An 18,636-nucleotide genomic window follows, 5' to 3' on the forward strand; every position below is an offset into this window, starting at 1 on the left:
GAAAACGTGAACAACCTGATTGCGCTGCTCGTCGCGGCGCCACTGCTCGGAGCGGCCGTACTCCTGTGCGGAGGGCGGGCGTTGGACCGGGTGGGTCATCTGCTCGGCACCCTGCTCGCGGCCGGCTCCTTCGTCATCGCGGTCGTGCTCTTCTCCGACATGCTCGGCAAGGGCCCGGAGGACCGCACGCTCACCCAGCACCTGTACAGCTGGATCCCCGTCGAGGGCTTCCAGGCGGACATCGGCTTCCAGCTGGACCAGCTGTCGATGACGTTCGTCCTGCTGATCTCCGGTGTGGGCACGCTGATCCACATCTACTCGATCGGGTACATGGAGCACGACGAGCGGCGCCGCCGCTTCTTCGGCTACCTGAACCTGTTCGTCGCGGCGATGCTCCTGCTGGTCATCGCCGACAACTACCTTCTGCTGTACGTCGGCTGGGAGGGCGTGGGCCTCGCCTCGTACCTCCTCATCGGCTTCTGGCAGCACAAGCCCAGCGCGGCCACCGCCGCCAAGAAGGCCTTCCTGGTCAACCGTGTCGGTGACATGGGTCTGTCCATCGCGATCATGCTGATGTTCACGACCTTCGGGACCTTCGCCTTCAAGCCGGTGCTCGACAGCGTCGGCGACACGAGCGAGGGCAAGCTCACCGCGATCGGCCTGATGCTGCTGCTCGCCGCGTGCGGCAAGTCGGCGCAGGTGCCGCTGCAGTCCTGGCTCGGGGACGCGATGGAGGGCCCGACCCCGGTCTCGGCCCTCATCCACGCCGCGACCATGGTCACCGCGGGCGTCTACCTGATCGTCCGCTCCGGCGCCATCTTCAACGGCGCGCCGGACGCCCAGCTCGTCGTCACCATCGTCGGCGCGGTCACGCTGCTGTTCGGTGCGATCGTCGGTTGCGCGAAGGACGACATCAAGAAGGCGCTGGCCGGCTCGACGATGTCGCAGATCGGCTACATGATCCTCGCCGCGGGCCTCGGCCCCATCGGCTACGTCTTCGCGATCATGCACCTGGTGACGCACGGCTTCTTCAAGGCCGGGCTCTTCCTCGGCGCCGGTTCGGTCATGCACGGCATGAACGACGAGGTCGACATGAGGAAGTACGGCGCCCTCAGGAAGTACATGCCGGTCACCTTCGTGACGTTCGGCCTCGGGTACCTGGCCATCATCGGCTTCCCGGGCCTGTCCGGCTTCTTCTCCAAGGACAAGATCATCGAGGCGGCGTTCGCGAAGGGCGGCACCGAGGGCTGGATCCTCGGCTCCGTGGCCCTGCTCGGCGCGGCCATCACGGCGTTCTACATGACCCGCGTGATGATCATGACCTTCTTCGGTGAGAAGCGCTGGCAGCCGGACGCGGACGGCCACGAGCCGCACCCGCACGAGTCGCCGTCGTCCATGACGATCCCGATGATCGTGCTCGCGGTCGGCTCGGTCTTCGCCGGTGGCTTCTTCTCCATCGGCGACCGCTTCCTCAACTGGCTGGAGCCCGTCACCGGCCACGACCACGGGCACGCGCCGATCAGCGCGGGCGTCGTCACCGGCGCCACCATGGTCTGCCTGGTGGTCGGTGTCGCGATCGCCTGGCTCCAGTACGGGCGCCGGGAGGTCCCGGTCGTCGCCCCGCGCGGCTCGCTGCTCACGCGGGCGGCCCGCAGGGACCTGCTCCAGGACGACTTCAACCACGTCGTCCTGGTCCGCGGCGGGGAGCACCTCACGCGCTCCCTGGTCTACGTCGACCACACCCTGGTCGACGGAGTGGTGAACGGCACGGCGGCTTCCGTGGGCGGCCTCTCCGGCCGGCTCCGCAAGCTCCAGAACGGCTACGTGCGCTCGTACGCCGTCTCGATGTTCGGCGGTGCGGCGGTCATCGTCGCGGCGACCCTGCTGATGAGGGCGGTCTGATACCGATGTCCTTTCCTCTGCTGACAGCGACGGCGGTACTGCCGGCCGTGGGCGCCATCGCCACGGCCGCCGTACCGGCGAAGCAGCGCACGGCGGCCAAGTGGCTGGCGCTGTTGTTCTCGCTCGCGACGCTGGTGGTCGCGGCGGTGGTCGCGGTGCGCTTCGACCCGGACGGCGACCGCTACCAGCTCACCGAGTCCCACGCCTGGATCAAGGACTTCGGAGTCCGCTACGAACTGGGCGTGGACGGCATCGGGGTGGCGCTCATCGCGCTGACCGCGCTGCTGATCCCGTTCGTGATCCTCGCGGGCTGGAACGACGCGGACCCGCTGGAGACCGGCAGCCGGCGGTGGCGGCCGACGCAGGGCTTCTTCGCCCTGATCCTCCTCGTCGAGGCGATGGTGATCATCTCCTTCGAGGCCACCGACGTCTTCCTCTTCTACATCTTCTTCGAGGCCATGCTCATCCCGATGTACTTCCTCATCGGTGGCTTCGGGGACCGCGCGGGCCCGCACGGCGAGAAGGAGGCGGCGACCCAACGCAGTTACGCGGCCGTCAAGTTCCTCCTCTACAACCTGGTCGGCGGGCTCATCATGCTGGCGGCCGTCATCGGTCTGTACGTGGTCGCCGGGAGCTTCTCGCTCTCGGAGATCGCCGCGGCCCGGGCGAACGGCTCGCTGGACATGGCGACCAACACCGAGCGGCTGCTCTTCCTCGGCTTCTTCTTCGCCTTCGCGGTGAAGGCCCCGCTGTGGCCGCTGCACACCTGGCTGCCGAACGCGATGGGCGAGGCCACGGCCCCGGTCGCCGTACTGATCACGGCCGTCGTCGACAAGGTCGGCACCTTCGCGATGCTCCGCTTCTGCCTCCAGCTGTTCCCGGAGGCCAGCAAGTGGGCGACGCCGGTGATCCTCGTACTCGCCCTGATCAGCATCGTCTACGGCGCGCTGCTCGCGGTCGGCCAGCGGGACATCAAGCGGCTGGTCGCGTACGCGTCGATCTCGCACTTCGGCTTCATCATCCTGGGCATCTTCGCGATGACCAGCCAGGGCCAGTCCGGCGCGACGCTCTACATGGTCAACCACGGTATTTCCACAGCAGCGTTGATGCTGGTCGCCGGGTTCCTGATCTCGCGGCGCGGCTCGCGGCTCATCGCCGACTACGGCGGTGTGCAGAAGGTCGCCCCGGTGCTCGCCGGCACCTTCCTGATCGGCGGCCTGGCCACGCTCTCGCTGCCGGGGCTCGCCCCGTTCGTCAGTGAATTCCTGGTCCTGGTCGGCACGTTCTCGCGCTACCCGGTCATCGGCATCATCGCCACCATCGGCATCGTGCTCGCCGCGCTCTACACGCTGGTCCTCTACCAGCGCACCATGACGGGCCCGGTGAAGCCGTCGAACGAGGGCATCGCCGACCTGAAGGCGCGCGAACTGACCGTCGTGGTCCCGCTGATCGCCGTACTGATCTTCCTGGGTGTCTACCCGAAGCCGCTGACCGAGCTGGTGAACCCGGCGGTCAAGCACACCATGTCCGACGTCCACAAGAAGGACCCGAAGCCGGAAGTGGAGGCGGCTCACAAGTGAGTTCCCTGGTGAGTGCTCCAGTCGTCCACAGCCTGTGGACAACGGCGGCCGACCCGATCTCCAAGATCGACGCACCGAAGATCGAATACGGGCAATTGTCCCCGACCTTGATCGTCATCGGTGCCGCCGTCCTGGGGATCCTGGTCGAGGCGTTCGTGCCGCGTAAGTCCCGTTACTACGTCCAGGTGTTCCTGTCGGTCGTGGCCCTCGCGGCCGCCTTCGCGGCGGTCGTCGGCCTCGCGGCCGGCGGGTACGGGACGACCAAGGCGCACATCGCGGCCATGGGCGCGGTCGCCGTCGACGGCCCCGCCCTCTTCCTGCAAGGCACCATCCTGCTGGCCGGGCTCGTCTCGATCTTCACGTTCGCGGAGCGGCGGCTCGACCCCGAGGCGCACGGCAACCGCGTCGACTCGTTCGCCGCGCAGGCCGCGTCCGTTCCGGGCAGCGAGAGCGAACAGGCCGCCGTGAAGGCCGGGTTCACGACGACCGAGGTGTTCCCGCTCGCGCTCTTCGCGATCGGCGGCATGCTGGTCTTCCCCGCGGCGAACGACCTGCTGACGCTCTTCATCGCCCTGGAAGTCTTCTCGCTCCCGCTGTACCTCCTGTGCGCCGTGGCCCGCCGCAAGCGGCTCGTGTCGCAGGAGGCCGCGGTCAAGTACTTCCTGCTCGGCGCGTTCGCGTCCGCGTTCACCCTGTTCGGCATCGCACTGCTCTACGGCTACGCGGGCTCGGTCTCGTACGCCAAGGTCGCGAGCGTCGTCGACGGCACCGTCACCAGCATCGACCCGGCCCTCGCCGACACGATGGGCAATGACGCGCTGCTCCTCATCGGCGTCGCGCTCGTCGTCATGGGCCTGCTGTTCAAGGTCGGCGCCGTCCCGTTCCACATGTGGACGCCGGACGTCTACCAGGGCGCCCCGACGCCCGTCACCGGCTTCATGGCCGCGGCGACCAAGGTGGCCGCCTTCGGCGCGCTGCTGCGCCTGCTCTACGTGGTCCTGCCGGGCCTGCGCTGGGACTGGCGGCCGGTCATGTGGGCCGTCGCCATCGTCACGATGCTCGGCGGCGCGATCGTCGCGATCACCCAGACCGACATCAAGCGGCTCCTCGCGTACTCGTCGATCGCGCACGCCGGGTTCATCCTGGCCGGTGTGATCGCGACGACGCCCGACGGCGTCTCGTCGGTGCTGTTCTACCTGGGCGCGTACTCCTTCGTGACCATCGGCGCCTTCGCCGTGGTGACGCTGGTGCGCGACGCGGGCGGCGAGGCCACGCACCTGTCGAAGTGGGCGGGGCTCGGCCGGCGCTCGCCGCTGGTCGCGGCGGTCTTCGCCGTGTTCCTGCTGGCCTTCGCCGGTATCCCGCTCACCTCCGGCTTCGCGGGCAAGTTCGCCGTGTTCAAGGCGGCCGCCGAGGGCGGTGCGGGCGCGCTCGTCGTCGTCGGTGTGGTGTCGTCGGCGATCGCCGCCTTCTTCTACATCCGCGTGATCGTCCTCATGTTCTTCAGCGAGCCGAAGGCGGACGGGCCGACCGTGGCCGTGCCGTCGCCGCTGACCATGACGACGATCGCGGTGGGCGTCGCGGTCACGATCGTGCTGGGCCTCGCGCCGCAGTACTTCCTGGACCTCGCGAGCCAGGCCGGAGTCTTCGTCCGGTAGCTCCATCGCGCACGCGTGAGCCGGTGCCCGGCGCCCTGGGAGGGGTGCCGGGCACCTTTGTGTGCAGAGGCCGCGCCCCGGCCTGTGGATAACTTTCCGGGTTGTCGGTTCTGGCCCCTATCGTTGGCGGAGCAGTCGGACGACGGACGGGACAGAGGGTATGAGCGAGGTGACGGAGAGCGAGGCGCTTGCCACGCTCCACCGCGTCTTCGGGTACGACGCATTCCGCGGCGAGCAGGAAGCGATCATCGAGCACGTCGTGGCGGGCGGTGACGCCGTCGTCCTGATGCCCACCGGCGGCGGCAAGTCGCTCTGCTATCAGATCCCGGCCATGGTCAGACCCGGCACGGGCGTCGTCGTCTCGCCGCTGATCGCGCTCATGCAGGACCAGGTGGACGCGCTCCGGGCGCTCGGCGTGCGCGCCGGGTTCATGAACTCGACGCAGGACTTCGACGAGCGGCGGACCGTCGAGGCCGAGTTCCTCGCCGGCGAGCTGGACGTGATCTACCTCGCCCCGGAGCGGCTGCGGATCGACAGCACCCTCGACCTGCTCTCGCGCGGCAAGATCTCCGTCTTCGCGATCGACGAGGCGCACTGTGTCGCGCAGTGGGGGCACGACTTCCGGCCGGACTACCTGTCCCTGTCCGTGCTGGGGGAGCGGTGGCCCGACGTGCCGCGGATCGCGCTCACGGCCACCGCGACGCACGCCACGCACCAGGAGATCACCCAGCGCCTCGGCATGCCGCGGGCCCGGCACTTCGTGGCCAGCTTCGACCGGCCCAACATCCAGTACCGGATCGTGCCCAAGGCCGAGCCGAAGAAGCAGCTGCTGACCTTCCTCAAGCAGGAGCACGAGGGCGACGCGGGCATCGTGTACTGCCTGTCGCGCAAGTCCGTGGAGGCGACCGCCGAGTTCCTCAGCAGGAACGGGATCGAGGCCGTGCCCTACCACGCGGGCCTCGACGCGGGGACCCGCGCGGCGCACCAGTCCCGCTTCCTGCGCGAAGAGGGCCTTGTGGTCTGCGCCACCATCGCGTTCGGCATGGGCATCGACAAGCCGGACGTGCGGTTCGTGGCCCACCTCGACCTGCCCAAGTCCGTCGAGGGCTACTACCAGGAGACCGGCCGTGCGGGCCGCGACGGTCTCGCGTCCACGGCCTGGATGGCGTACGGGCTCCAGGACGTGGTGCAGCAGCGCAAGCTGATCAACATGGGAGAGGGCGACGAGGCGTTCCGCCGCCGGGCCTCCTCCCACCTCGACTCCATGCTGGCGCTCTGCGAGACCGCGCAGTGCCGGCGGGCCCAGCTGCTCACGTACTTCGGCCAGGAGGCCCCGGCGGCGTGCGGCAACTGCGACACCTGCCTGACGCCGCCCGAGACCTGGGACGGCACGGTCGCCGCGCAGAAGATCCTGTCCACCGTGGTGCGGCTCGACCGGGAGCGGCGACAGAAGTTCGGCGCGGGCCAGATCATCGACATCCTGCTCGGCAAGCGCACCGCCAAGGTCATCCAGTTCGACCACGACCAGCTGTCCGTCTTCGGCATCGGCGAGGAGCTGAGCGAGAACGAATGGCGGGGCGTGGTGCGGCAGCTGCTGGCGCAGGGGCTCGTCGCCGTCGAGGGCGAGTTCGGGACGCTCGTGCTCACCGAGGAGAGCGGGAGCGTGCTGGGGCGGGAGCGGGAGGTGCGGCTGCGCAAGGAGGCGCCGAAGCCCGCCTCTTCCCGGTCCTCGTCCCGTGAGCGCAAGGCCAAGACCGTCGCGGCCGATCTGCCCGCCGAGCTGCTGCCCGTCTTCGAGGCGCTGCGGGCCTGGCGCGGGGCGCAGGCCAAGGAGAACGGGGTGCCGGCGTATGTGATCTTCCATGACGCCACGCTCAGGGAGATCGCTCTTCAGCGGCCCACGTCGCTGGGGCAGTTGGGGACGCTCGGCGGGGTCGGCGAGAAGAAGCTGGCCACCTGGGGGCCGGGGGTGCTGGAGGTTCTCGCCGGGCTCGAGGGCGGGGAGTCCGTCGAGCGGGTGCCGGAGTTCGACCCCGGGCCCGAGCCTGATTTCGGGCCGGAGCCGGAGCCGGAGGACGTCGACTGGTGAGGTCCCGTCGCCGGGCCAGGCCCGGTGGCCCCTTCTCGCGCCGTTCCCCGCGCCCCTGAAACGAGCTCCGCTCGCCCAGGGGCGCGGGGAGCCGGGTTACAGGCGGGCCGTGATGCGGCCCGTCACCTCGCCCAGGTGTACTCGGGTGCCGGCGGGGCCGGGGGCCCAGGCCGTCAGCGTGACCACGTCACCGTCCTCCAGGAAACCCCGCTTGCCGTCGGCGAGTTCGAGCGGCCGCTGCCCGTTCCAGGTCATCTCGATCAGCGAGCCGCGCTCGTTCTCGGCGGCGCCGCTGACGGTGCCGGAGCCGTAGAGGTCACCGGTGCGCAGCGACGCGCCGTTGACCGTCATGTGGGCCAGCATCTGGGCGCCCGTCCAGTACATGCCGGCGAAGGGCGGCTCGGAGACGACCTGGCCGTTCAGGGTGACCGTGATGCGCAGGTCGTAGCCCGCGGGTTCGGCGTCGGAGTCGTCCAGGTAGGGCAGGAGCGGCACCGTGCGCGCGGGCGCGGGCACGCGCGCCGCGTCCAGGGCCTCGAGAGGCGTGATCCACGCGGAGATCGAGGTCGCGAAGGACTTGCCGAGGTGCGGGCCGAGCGGCACCGTCTCCCAGTTCTGGATGTCGCGCGCCGACCAGTCGTTGAGCAGGCACAGGCCGAAGACATGGTCCCGGTAGGCGGCGAGCGGGACCGGCGTGCCCTGCGGTGACGGCACCCCGACGACGTAACCGACCTCGGTCTCGATGTCGAGGCGGACCGACGGGCCGAAGACCGGGGCCGGATCCTGCGGCCCCTTGCGCTGGCCGCTGGGGCGCACCACGTCGGTGCCGGAGACCACGACCGTGCCGGCGCGGCCGTGGTAACCCACCGGCAGGTGCTTCCAGTTGGGCTTCAGGGCCGCCTCGTCGGGGCGGAAGAGCCTGCCGAGGTTCGTGGCGTGGTTCTCGGACGCGTAGAAGTCGACGTAGTCCGCGACCTCGAAGGGCAGGTGCAGCGTGACCGCGGCGAGCGGGTGCAGATGCGGGCGGACCGCTTCGCGGTGGGCCGGGTCCGTCACCCAGGACGTCACGGCGCGACGCACGTCCGACCAGGCCGAACGGCCCGCGGCCAGCAGGGGGTTGAGGGTGCGCCGGGCCAGGAGCGGCCCGTGCGGCGAGCCGAGGGACTCGGCCACCGCGCCCGCGTCCAGGACGTGGTCGCCGAGCCGGACACCGACCCGGGGGCTCTCGCCCGCGCGGCTGAAGACTCCGTAGGGAAGGTTGTGCGGGCCGAAGGGGTGGCCTTCGGGGAGGTCGAGCGGGTCGAGCGGGGTGTGCTCGGACGCGGCTGCGGCTGCCATGCCTACGTGCCTCACTTTCCAGGGTGGATCACACGGGTGGGCCACACGTTACGTGGACGCCGGGTGTTCGGGCAGTGCCTAAAGAGTTCGCAATGTCCGAATGACCCGTTGTTGGAGTGGTCAGGCGCGCCATAGCGTCTATGTCCGGCGAACGCGGGCGGGGTGGATCCGGGTTCGGAGGGGGATCAGGACACGTGGGGGGACCCGTGGCCGGACATGGCGGTGACGCACGCGGTGGCGCTGGGCCCGTGCCGTTGGCCGTGGACCGTGAAGTGCCGGGCCTGATCGTGAAGTTCGGCGATTATCCGCTGCATCACGGGGGAGTGGGCGCCATCCGCAGTCTGGGCCGCCTCGGCGTGCCCATGTACGCGATCACCGAGGACCGTTGCACGCCGGCCGCGGTCTCGCGCTATCTGTGCCGCGCCTTTCCCTGGCGGACCACCGGGGCGGAGCCGCCGGAGCGACTGGTCGACGGGCTGCTCACGATCGCGCGGCGGATCGGCCGGCCCACCGTGATGATCCCGACCGACGAGGAGGCGGCCGTGCTCATCGCCGAGCACCAGGGCCCGCTGGCGGACGCGGGGTTCCTGTTCCCGTCCGTGGAGCCGGAGTTGCCGCGCCGCCTGGCCAGCAAGCAGGGCCTGCACGAGCTGTGCGCGGAGCACGGGATCCCGTCACCGGCGGCGGCCTTTCCGGAGAGCCACGCGGACATCGAGGAGTTCGCGGCGCGGGCCCGCTTCCCGGTCGTGGTCAAGAACCGGGAGGCGTTCACCCGCCGCGCGCACCCCGCGGTGGCCGGGACGACCCGCATCGCCACCCCCGACGCCCTGCGCGACCTGGCGCGGGACTGGGGCGAGCGGCCCGGCGTGATCCTCCAGGAGTATCTGCCGCGCGAGGACGCCGAGGACTGGATCGTGCACGCGTACATCGGCCAGGACTCCGTGCCCCGGGCGATGTTCACCGGGGTCAAGGTGCGCTCCTGGCCGCCGCACGCGGGCATGACCGCGCACGCGTACGTCGTCGACAACCCGGAGCTGGCGGACCTCGCCGCGCGGTTCGTCAAGCAGATCGGCTTCACCGGCATCGTCGACCTCGATCTGCGCTTCGACCGCCGCGACGGCCGCTACAAGCTCCTCGACTTCAACCCGCGGGCGGGCGCCCAGTTCCGCCTCTTCGAGAACGAGGCGGGGGTGGACGTCGTTCGCGCCATGCACCTGCACCTCACCGGCCGCGACGTCCCGGAGGGGGAACAGCGGACGGGGCACCGGTACGTCGTCGAGAACATCGACCTGCCGGCCCTGCTCGCGTACCGGCGCAGCGGCTACACGACCCCCCACGCCCCGTCCCGCGCGGGCGGCACGGAGCTGGCGTGGTGGGCGGCCGACGATCCGCGGCCGTTCTTCACGATGCTGGCCCGGATCATCAGACCCGGCATCCGGCATCTCTACCGGCTGTGGCGGACCAGCCGCCGCGGCGGAGCGACCGGCGCCCTGGTCCGGGGGAGCGGACACGGGCGAGCGGTCCCACGGAGCAAAAGACGCAGTGGCAGTCGCGACTGCCGTCCCGGGGAGGGAACTTCGTGATCGATCCGGTAGCCGTCATCGGCGCGGGCCCCTACGGCCTGTCGACCGCCGCGCACCTGCGGGCGCGCGGCCTTCCTGTCAGGGTCTTCGGGGAGCCCATGGTGAGCTGGCGCTCGCACATGCCCGAGGACATGATCCTCAAATCCGTCCCGTCCGCGTCGAACATCGACGCGCCGCAGCACGGCCACGACCTCGTCGACTACTGCGACGCCGCCGGTCTGCGGCGCCTCGTCACGGACGAGGACCTGATCAGCGCCGAGACCTTCGTCGCGTACGGCGAGTGGTTCCAGCGGCAGCTGGTGCCCGGCCTGGAGCGGGTGCGGGTCGTCTCGGTCGACCGGCGCGGCACCGCGGGCTTCGAACTGAAGCTGGACTCCGGCGAGCAGTTCACCGCGCGCGCCGTCGTCGTCGCCAGCGGCCTGTCGGGCCTGGAGCATCTGCCGCACGAGTTCGCCGCGGCCGCCCCGGACGGGCCCTCGCCCACCGGCCCGCTCTCGCACAGTTCCCAGCACCACGACCTGTCGCGGTTCGCCGGCAAGGAGCTGATCGTCGTCGGCGCGGGCCAGTCCGCCCTGGAGACGGCGGCGCTGGCGGCGGAGGCCGGGGCGAGCGCGCGGATCGTGGCGCGCGGCCGGGGCCGGGTGCGGTTCGGGGCGCCGCCGTGGGAGCAGCCGCGGCACCGCCCGGCGACCCCGTTCGGCAACGCCTGGTCGCTGTACGCGCTCACCTACTACCCGCACCAGTACCGGCGGCTGCCGCCCGCCACGCGGCACTACCTGGTCAAGCGGGTGCTCGGGCCGCTCGGCGCGTGGTGGCTGCGGGAGCGGTTCGAGGGCCGGGTGACCGTGCGCGAGGTCGCGGCGGTGCAGCGGGTGACGGTGGCGGGCGGCGCGCCGGTGGTGCAGGTCCGCACGCTCGGCGGGCGGCGCGAGGAGCTGATCGCGGACCATGTCGTCGCGGCGACCGGGTACCGGGTGGATCTGGCCGCGATGCCGTTCCTCGGCGACGGTCTGCGCACCCGCATCGCGGCCAGCCGGGGCACCCCGCGGCTCGGCGCCGGCTTCGTCTCGTCGGTTCCCGGCCTGTACTTCACGGGCATGCTGGGCGGGTCGTCGTACGGCCCGGTGATGCGCTTCGTGTGCGGCACCGAGTTCGCCTCGCCGCGGCTGGCCGCGCACCTCGCGGCCCGGCACGGCTAGGGCGTCAGCGGGCGGCCGCGCGGTGACCCGAAGAGCTGACAAGACGGTCACCGCTGCCCGGGCCGGGGGATCGGCGCAAGGGCGGCCGGTACGCGTCGGTCCCCCGGTGCCTTCGATCCGTATTCTTCGGATCATGCCCGCACCCGCATATGCACTCATCGCCACTGACCTGGACGGCACGCTGCTGCGAGGGGACGACACCGTCTCGGACCGGACGCGGGACGCCCTCGCGCGGGCCGCCGCCGCCGGGGCCCGGCACATCGTGGTCACCGGGCGCCCGGCCCCCCGGGTGCAGCCGCTCCTCAGCGACCTCGGCGGGGCGGGGCTCGCGGTGTGTGCGCAGGGCGCGCAGTTGTACGACGCGGCGCACGACCGCCTGCTCTGGTCGCTCACCCTCGACCGGGAGCTTGCCGAGCAGGCCCTCGGAAAGATCGAGGCCGAGGCCGGACAGGTGTACGCGGCCGTGGACCAGGACGGCGTGGACGGGCTCACGCTGATCGAGCCCGGCTATCTGATGCCGCACCCGACCCTGCCGGCGGTACGGGTGCACCGCCGGGCGGACCTGTGGGCGGAGCCCATCAGCAAGGTGCTTCTGCGCCATTCCGCGCTGGCCGACGACGAACTGGCCGCCGTGGCGCGCGCGGCGGTCGGCCCGCTCGCCACCGTCACCATGTCGGGGCCCGGTACCGTTGAACTCCAGCCGCGCGGCGTGACCAAGGCGACGGGTCTCGAACTCGCCGCCGAGCGGGTGGGCGTGGGCCCCGCCGACACGCTCGCCTTCGGCGACATGCCCAACGACGTCCCCATGTTCGGCTGGGCCGCGCGCGGGGTCGCCATGGCCAACGCCCACCCCGAGCTGAAGGCCGTCGCCGACGAGATCACCGCGACGAACGAGGAGGACGGGGTGGCGGTCGTCCTGGAACGACTCTTCGGCTGACGGCCGGCCCCCACCGGCCCGCGGACGACGAACGACCCGGAAGCCGCCGCGCGGAGCACACATCACCCCGCCGTGCGCGGAATGCGCTCCTCCCACGTCCGGTGGAACACGACCTCGCCGCCGTCCCGGCACACCACCTCGTTCGACGTGACGAACTCGGTCGCGGTGCAGGAGATCTCGGAGCGGGTCTGCACCGTCGCGTCCCACGCCATGTCCGGCCGGTGCAGGCGGATCGACCAGTCGGAGCGGGTGCGCGCCGACAGCGGATCGTCCTCCTGGACGACGTACGTCTCCACGGCGTCCTCGGTGAACTCCAGGCCGTCCGGGTAGATCCGGGTGCCGCCGTAGCGCGGGTCGACCTCCAGCTTCCACTCGCCCTTGGCGACGTCCCGGACGACGAGCCGCTCGGGGCGCTGCTCCTCCAGGGAGGCCGGGTAGACGACGCCGAGCGGCGGGGACTGCTCCGGGGCCTCGAAGGCGATGGTGCCGCCCGGCTCGGCCGACCTGACCGGGAGCTCCAGCGCGCTGCCCACCGGGTTCAGCGTGAACCCGGCCTGCGAACCTGCCTGCGGCCACACCCACGGCCAGTACGCCGAGGAGACCGCGAGCCGGATCCGGTGGCCCGCCGGGAAGGAGTGGCCGATGCCGTTCAGCTCGAAGGTGACGTCCTCGGTCGACCCGGGCAGCCAGGGCACGTTCGCCGCACGGCCGTGCCGGGACGACAGGTTGAGCACCCCGCGGGTCACCAGCGTCGAGGAGCCGTCCGGCGCGATGTCGCACAGCCGGGCCACGATCTGCCCGCGCGGCGCGTCCGAGGTCACCCGCAGGGTGACCCGCGGCCGGCCGAGCACCTGGGCGTCCTCGGGCACCTCGAACTCGAAGCAGGCGCTCTTGGCGTCCTCGTCGCGCTGGTCGGGCGGCAGGTCGGCGTCGTTGCCGAACGGGAAGAAGCGGCCCGCGTCCAGGCCCGTGTGCTGCGGGGAGCGCACGACGACGGGGGAGCCCTGAAGCGCGTACGAGACGGTCGTGACGTTCGGGGACGGCCAGGACGGGTCGCCGACCCAGTGGCCGGGCAGCGTGTCGTAGACCGTCGCGGGCGGGTGCGAGTCGCTGATGTACGAGCGGAGCTTCGGCTCGGCCAGCACCCCGGTGTCCTCGCCCTTCAGCCAGTGGTCCCACCAGCGCAGCGTCTCCTGGAGGAAGCCGATCGCAGGGCCCGGCGGCAGGCCGCGGTCCGGGTACTGGTGCGACCACGGCCCGATCAGGCCGCGCACCTGGTCGTCCGGGAGGTGCTCGACCAGCCGGAGCACCGTGTCGCGGTACGGGTCGTGCCAGCCGCCGACCGCGAGGACGCCGGCCTTGATCGCCGAGTAGTCCTCGCAGACGCTGCCGTGCCGCCAGTAGTCGTCGCGGGTCTGGTGCTTCAGCCAGGTGTGGATGAACGGGTCGACGGCCTCCAGACGCTCGGTCCACATCTCGCGCCAGCCGTCGCCGACGAACTGCGGGTCCGGCGGGCGCGACACGAACGCCAGCATCGTGGCCGCCCAGGCGTGCATGTCGACGGCGAGGACCGAACCGCCCGTGTAGTGCACGTCGTTGTCGTAGCGGTCGTCCGCGGAGCAGACCGTGACGATCGCCTTCAGCGGCTCGGGGGCCAGGGCCGCGATCTGGAGGGAGTTGAAGCCGCCCCAGGAGATGCCGAACATGCCGACCTTGCCGGACGACCAGGGCTGCTCGGCCAGCCAGTTGACGACCTCGACGCCGTCGCTGAGCTCCTGCGCGTCGTACTCGTCGCCCGGCAGGCCCTCGGAGTTGCCGTGCCCGCGCACGTCGACGCGTACGGAGGCGTAGCCGTGGCCCGCGTACCAGGGGTGGCGCTGCCAGTCGCGCGGCGCCGTCCAGTCGGAGAGCCGGTAGGGGAGGTATTCCAGGAGCACCGGAACCGGTTCGTCGGTGACCGGGCGCCAGACGCGGGCGAAGAGCGTCGTCCCGTCCGAGAGGGGTACGCGGATGTCCTCACGGGTCGTGCCGTAGGGGAACTCGGTCTGGATGCGGGGGGCAGCAGTGCTCATGGGGTTACCTCAGTGAACGGGGTGCATGGTGCGGCGCAGCCACGGCGCCAGGGCGATCACGGCGACGCCGACCGCGATGGCGATGGCGCCGTTGACGCCGAAGTACGCGGGGTTGGAGACCTCGCCGTAGAGCTTCACGGTCTGTGCCTGGATGCCGTTGGCGAGGGCGAGGGAGAGGAACCAGAGGGACATCGTCTGGTTGGCGAAGGCCTTCGGGGCGAGCTTGGTGGTCGCCGACATGCCCGACGTCTCCAGCAGGATGTCGCCGAGGCCCAGCAGCAGGTACGAGCCGACGATCCACCAGGCGGACATCAGGTAGGTGTCGCCGCTGTGCCCGGATGTGGGCAGCACCATGAGGACGAAGGACAGACCGCCGAGGATCACACCGATGGCGATCTTGTTGGAGGCGTGCGGCTGGCGCGGGCCCATCCGCGCCCACACGGTGGCGACGACCGGCGCGAGCGCCACCTCGAAGGCGCCGAGCGCGGAGGCGTACCAGCTGGCCGGGAAGTGGAAGCCGAAGATCTCGGTCCGCGCGTTCGTCGAGGCCAGCAGCATCATCGTGGAGTAGGCCTGGAACAGGATGAAGTTGAAGGCGACCGAGGCCACGAAGAGGACCAGATAGGGCCTGAGCCGGCCGCGCTCCTCCGGGGTGACCCGCGGGCTGCGGAACATCACCACGAAGTACACGACCGGCGCGACGACCGAGATGATCGTCAGCAGGTCCACGAAGCGGTCCATGGTGAGCCAGCCGACCACCGCCAGGAGCGCGGCGAGCGCGGCCACCACGACGACGCCGATCACGATGGAGCGGACCGCCCGGCGCAGCGCGTCGTCCGGCAGCCGGTACTCGGCGGCGGCCTTGCGCCCGGCCAGGTGGCGGCGGCCCGCCACGTACTGGATGAGGCCGAAGGTCATGCCGACCGCGGCCGCCGAGAAGCCCCAGTGCCAGCCCTTGTGGTCACCGAGCCAGCCGGTGATCAGCGGTCCGGCGAAGGCGCCGATGTTGATGCCCATGTAGTACAGGGCGAAACCGGCGTCGCGGCGCTCGTCGTCGGTGCGGTAGAGCTTGCCGACCATGGTGGCCACGTTCGGCTTGAGCAGGCCGGTGCCGGCGCTGATCAGCCCGAGGCCCACCCAGGTCATCGTGGCGGTCGGCACCGCCATGGAGTAGTGGCCGCAGGCGATGAGGATGCCGCCCCACAGCACCGCGCGGTAGGAGCCGAGGATCCGGTCGGCGAGCCAGCCGCCCGCGACGGAGACCAGATAGACCAGCGTGCCGTACGCGGCCGAGACCGACGCGGCGGTGCCGGGATCCATGCCCATGCCGCCGTGTGCGACGGTATCGGCGAAGAACAGGACGAGAATGGCCTGCATGCCCAGGAACGAGAATCGTTCCCAGACCTCCAGGCCCGACAGCGTCAGCAGCCCGCGGGGCTGCCCGAAGAAGGCGGTGTCGTCGCCCGGCGGCGGCTGGTCGGCCGCGCTGTCGGGGTCTGTGGTGGTGCGGGACAAGAGGCGTACTCCCGGTCGTATCGGCTGATCAAGAACATACCGGGGGTGTCTGGGACCCGCTCGATCTGGGTTGCACGGGCAGGTGCCCCCTGTGATCGAAACGCGACCGGATACGCTGACTTGGGTGATGGCAGCGACACATCGACAATCCGTGTCATCGACCGAATGATCGATCGAGATCGAAGCCGGGAGCGACGGTGCGTGCGAGGTCGGAAGCGCCGCCGGGACCGGCCGAGGGACCGGCCGAGATCGACCGCGTTTCGCCATGTGATCGTCGTGATCGTCAGCAGACAGGAGACCCACTCGTGACCGTCGTCGGGACTTTCGGTCTCAGCGTGAGGGACCAGGCTCTCGAAGCCGATGTCCAGGCCGGATTGGCGGCTGTCGAGGAGGGACTGCTCGAGGCCACCAAGAGCGAGGTCCCCTTCATCACGGAGGCCGCCCAGCACCTCGTGCGGGCCGGGGGCAAGCGGTTCCGGCCGCTGCTCGTGGCGCTCGCCGCCCAGTTCGGCGACCCGTACGCGCCGGGCGTCGTGCCCTCCGCCGTCGTCGTCGAGCTGACCCACCTGGCCACGCTCTACCACGACGACGTGATGGACGAGGCGGACGTGCGCCGCGGGGTGGCCAGCGCCAACACCCGCTGGGGCAACTCGGTGGCCGTGCTCACCGGCGACTTCCTCTTCGCCCGCGCCTCGCACATCCTCGCCGACCTCGGCCCGGACGCCGTGCGGATCCAGGCGGAGGCGTTCGAGCGCCTGGTCACCGGCCAGATCCTGGAGACCGCGGGCCCGGCCGACGGCCGCGACCCGGTCGACCACTACCTGGACGTGCTCGGCGGCAAGACCGGCTCGCTGGTCGCCGTGGCCTGCCGCTTCGGCGCCATGATGTCCGGCGCCGACGAGACCGTCGTGGACGTCCTGACGCAGTACGGGGAGCGGCTCGGCGTCGCCTTCCAGCTCGCCGACGACGTGCTCGACATCGCCTCCGACTCGCACGAGTCGGGCAAGACCCCGGGCACCGACCTGCGCGAGGGCATCGCCACGCTGCCGGTGCTGCGGCTGCGCGAGCGCGCGGAGCGGCTCGGTCTCGCGGAGGACGCGGAGCTCGTCGAGCTGCTCGACGCGGACCTGACCGACGACGACCGGCTCGCCGAGGCCGTCGCCCGGCTGCGCGCCCACCCGGCCCTGGAGCAGGCCCGCCGGGACACGGTCCGCTACGCGGAGGACGCCCGCGCGGCCCTCGCCCCGCTCCCGGAGTGCGAGGCGAAGGTGACGCTGACGGAGCTGTGCGACGCGGTGGTGCACCGCGCCGGTTAGGACGGCGGTACCGAGGGGCCGGACCAGGTGTGACGCAGGTCACACCCAAGGGTCGGTCCCTCCGTGTCATCCCGTAGGCGTACGCGGAGTTGATCCCGCGGGCTGACGCCTCACCGTGGCCGGTTTGGTCAGATTGAGTACACCACTCCTGACCAATTCGGGTGAGAATGGCGGCTTGGGGTGGACGCCGCCGCCGATCACGGAGGTAGGGCAACAGACATGGCACCGTACGAAACCGAAGACAGCCAGGGCGCCGGCCAGAGCGCCGTGCGCCGCAAAGCCGTCCGGTACGCGGTCCCGGTGGCCGTGGTGGGTGTGGCCGCGGCGGCGATCGGGCTCGTCCCGGCGCTCGCCGACTCCGGCGACCCGGACCTGCCGAAGGTCACCGCCCGGGAGCTCATCGAGAAGATCGCCGCGTCGGACACCGAGCGGCTGTCCGGCACCGTCAAGATCCACACGGATCTGGGGCTGCCCTCGCTGGGCAGCGCCGCGTCCTCGTTCGGGGGCGCCGCGGGCAAGGGCTCCTCGTCGGCCGACCCCAAGGAGAAGCTGACCGAGCTGGCGAGCGGCTCCCACACGCTGCGGGTCGCCGCCGACGGCCAGGACCGGCAGAAGCTGTCGGTGCTCGGCGACGCGTCCGAGTACAGCGTGATCCACAACGGCGACGATCTGTGGGCCTACGACAGCGCGTCGGACGAGGCCTACCACGCCACCGCCGACGGCAAGCACGACAAGGGGCAGCGGGGCTCCGAGGCTCCCGCGACGCCCAAGGAGCTGACCGACGAGATCCTCAAGGCGTCCGGCGACCACACGTCGATCACGGTCGACGGCACGGCGCAGGTCGCGGGCCGGGACGCCTACCGGCTGCAGATCAAGCCGAAGCAGGCCGGTTCGACGGTCGGCGCGGTCACGGTGTCCGTCGACGCGAAGACCGGCACGCCGCTGAAGTTCACGCTGACCCCGGCGAGCGGCGGCGCGGCCGTCGTCGACGCGGGCTTCACCAGCGTCGACTTCGGCAAGCCCGCGGCGTCCACCTTCGACTTCAAGCCGGCGAAGGGCACCAAGGTCACCGAGGCGGACGACCTGCCGGCGCAGGACCGTCCGGGCAAGGGGCACGAGGAGTTCAAGGGCGCCCAGGGCCTCGACGGGCTGAACGTGATCGGCAAGGGCTGGACCTCGGTCGCCGAGCTGAAGCTGCCGAAGGACGCGGCGGGCCTGGCCTCCGGGGCGGGCAGCAGCGACCTGCCGCCCGACGCCTCGAAGTTCCTGAGCTCGCTCGGGGACCGGGTGAAGGGCGACTTCGGCACCGGCACGGTCTACTCGACGCGCCTGGTGAACGTCCTGGTCACCCAGGACGGCACGGTCTACGCCGGCGCGGTTACCAAGGACGCGCTGGTCAAGGCGGCCGACGCGGGCTGAGCCCGGACAGGCGGCGGACAGTGACGGT

General features: G+C 71.2%; 12 protein-coding genes. 9 read left to right on the top strand and 3 right to left on the bottom strand.

The genetic code is table 11. The features are described from left to right. Positions 1–6 precede the first annotated feature (6 nt). From nuoL to recQ, 4 genes are all read left to right on the top strand, one after another. The gene (gene nuoL / locus ABII15_RS22445; protein ID WP_353944110.1) at positions 7–1,902 is read left to right on the top strand and encodes an NADH-quinone oxidoreductase subunit L; all 1,896 of its coding nucleotides are present in this window, start codon (positions 7–9) and stop codon (positions 1,900–1,902) included. A gap of 5 nt (positions 1,903–1,907) precedes the next feature. Continuing rightward, positions 1,908–3,482: an NADH-quinone oxidoreductase subunit M gene (locus tag ABII15_RS22450; protein ID WP_353944111.1), complete on the top strand. Its 1,575-nt coding sequence runs from the start codon at positions 1,908–1,910 to the stop codon at positions 3,480–3,482. An 8-nt stretch (positions 3,483–3,490) separates the two neighbouring features. Beyond that, positions 3,491–5,140: an NADH-quinone oxidoreductase subunit NuoN gene (gene nuoN, locus ABII15_RS22455; protein ID WP_353944112.1), complete on the top strand. Its 1,650-nt coding sequence runs from the start codon at positions 3,491–3,493 to the stop codon at positions 5,138–5,140. Between the two features lie 160 nt (positions 5,141–5,300). Then, positions 5,301–7,229, top strand: coding sequence for a DNA helicase RecQ (gene recQ, locus ABII15_RS22460; protein WP_353944113.1), 1,929 nt, complete (start codon positions 5,301–5,303; stop codon positions 7,227–7,229). Between the two features lie 96 nt (positions 7,230–7,325). Here the strand turns inward: recQ and fahA are convergent, their stop codons facing one another. Then, positions 7,326–8,567 carry a fumarylacetoacetase gene (fahA, locus tag ABII15_RS22465; protein WP_353944114.1) on the bottom strand — a complete coding sequence of 414 codons (1,242 nt, stop codon included), beginning with the start codon at positions 8,565–8,567 and terminating at the stop codon, positions 7,326–7,328. A 248-nt stretch (positions 8,568–8,815) separates the two neighbouring features. On the opposite strand from fahA, the gene ABII15_RS22470 reads away from it, so the two are divergent. The 3 genes from ABII15_RS22470 to ABII15_RS22480 all read left to right on the top strand — a co-directional run bounded on the left by ABII15_RS22470 (position 8,816) and on the right by ABII15_RS22480 (position 12,286). Continuing rightward, positions 8,816–10,150, top strand: a complete 1,335-nt coding sequence (locus tag ABII15_RS22470; RefSeq protein WP_353944115.1) for an ATP-grasp domain-containing protein — start codon at positions 8,816–8,818, stop codon at positions 10,148–10,150. Further along, entirely contained in the window at positions 10,147–11,349 is a 1,203-nt protein-coding gene (locus ABII15_RS22475) for an FAD-dependent oxidoreductase (RefSeq protein ID WP_353944116.1), read from the top strand. Before ABII15_RS22470 ends, ABII15_RS22475 begins: the two co-directional genes overlap by 4 nt. Before the next feature lie 133 nt (positions 11,350–11,482). Then, positions 11,483–12,286, top strand: a complete 804-nt coding sequence (locus ABII15_RS22480; protein ID WP_353944117.1) for an HAD family hydrolase — start codon at positions 11,483–11,485, stop codon at positions 12,284–12,286. Between the two features lie 62 nt (positions 12,287–12,348). Here ABII15_RS22480 and ABII15_RS22485 read toward each other — a convergent pair whose 3' ends face one another. Both ABII15_RS22485 and ABII15_RS22490 read right to left on the bottom strand, forming a co-directional pair. Beyond that, positions 12,349–14,358, bottom strand: coding sequence for a CocE/NonD family hydrolase (locus tag ABII15_RS22485; RefSeq protein WP_353944118.1), 2,010 nt, complete (start codon positions 14,356–14,358; stop codon positions 12,349–12,351). Between the two features lie 9 nt (positions 14,359–14,367). Continuing rightward, positions 14,368–15,873: a peptide MFS transporter gene (locus tag ABII15_RS22490; RefSeq protein WP_353944119.1), complete on the bottom strand. Its 1,506-nt coding sequence runs from the start codon at positions 15,871–15,873 to the stop codon at positions 14,368–14,370. 305 nt (positions 15,874–16,178) lie between these two features. On the opposite strand from ABII15_RS22490, the gene ABII15_RS22495 reads away from it, so the two are divergent. Beyond that, positions 16,179–17,189, top strand: coding sequence for a polyprenyl synthetase family protein (locus tag ABII15_RS22495; RefSeq protein WP_353944120.1), 1,011 nt, complete (start codon positions 16,179–16,181; stop codon positions 17,187–17,189). A 219-nt stretch (positions 17,190–17,408) separates the two neighbouring features. After that, complete coding sequence (locus ABII15_RS22500) at positions 17,409–18,608, top strand: DUF2092 domain-containing protein (RefSeq protein WP_353944121.1); 1,200 nt, start codon at positions 17,409–17,411, stop codon at positions 18,606–18,608. The last annotated feature ends 28 nt before the right edge of the window (positions 18,609–18,636 follow it).

The organism is Streptomyces sp. HUAS MG91 (genome assembly GCF_040529335.1).
Classification (GTDB): Bacteria; Actinomycetota; Actinomycetes; order Streptomycetales; family Streptomycetaceae; genus Streptomyces; species Streptomyces tabacisoli.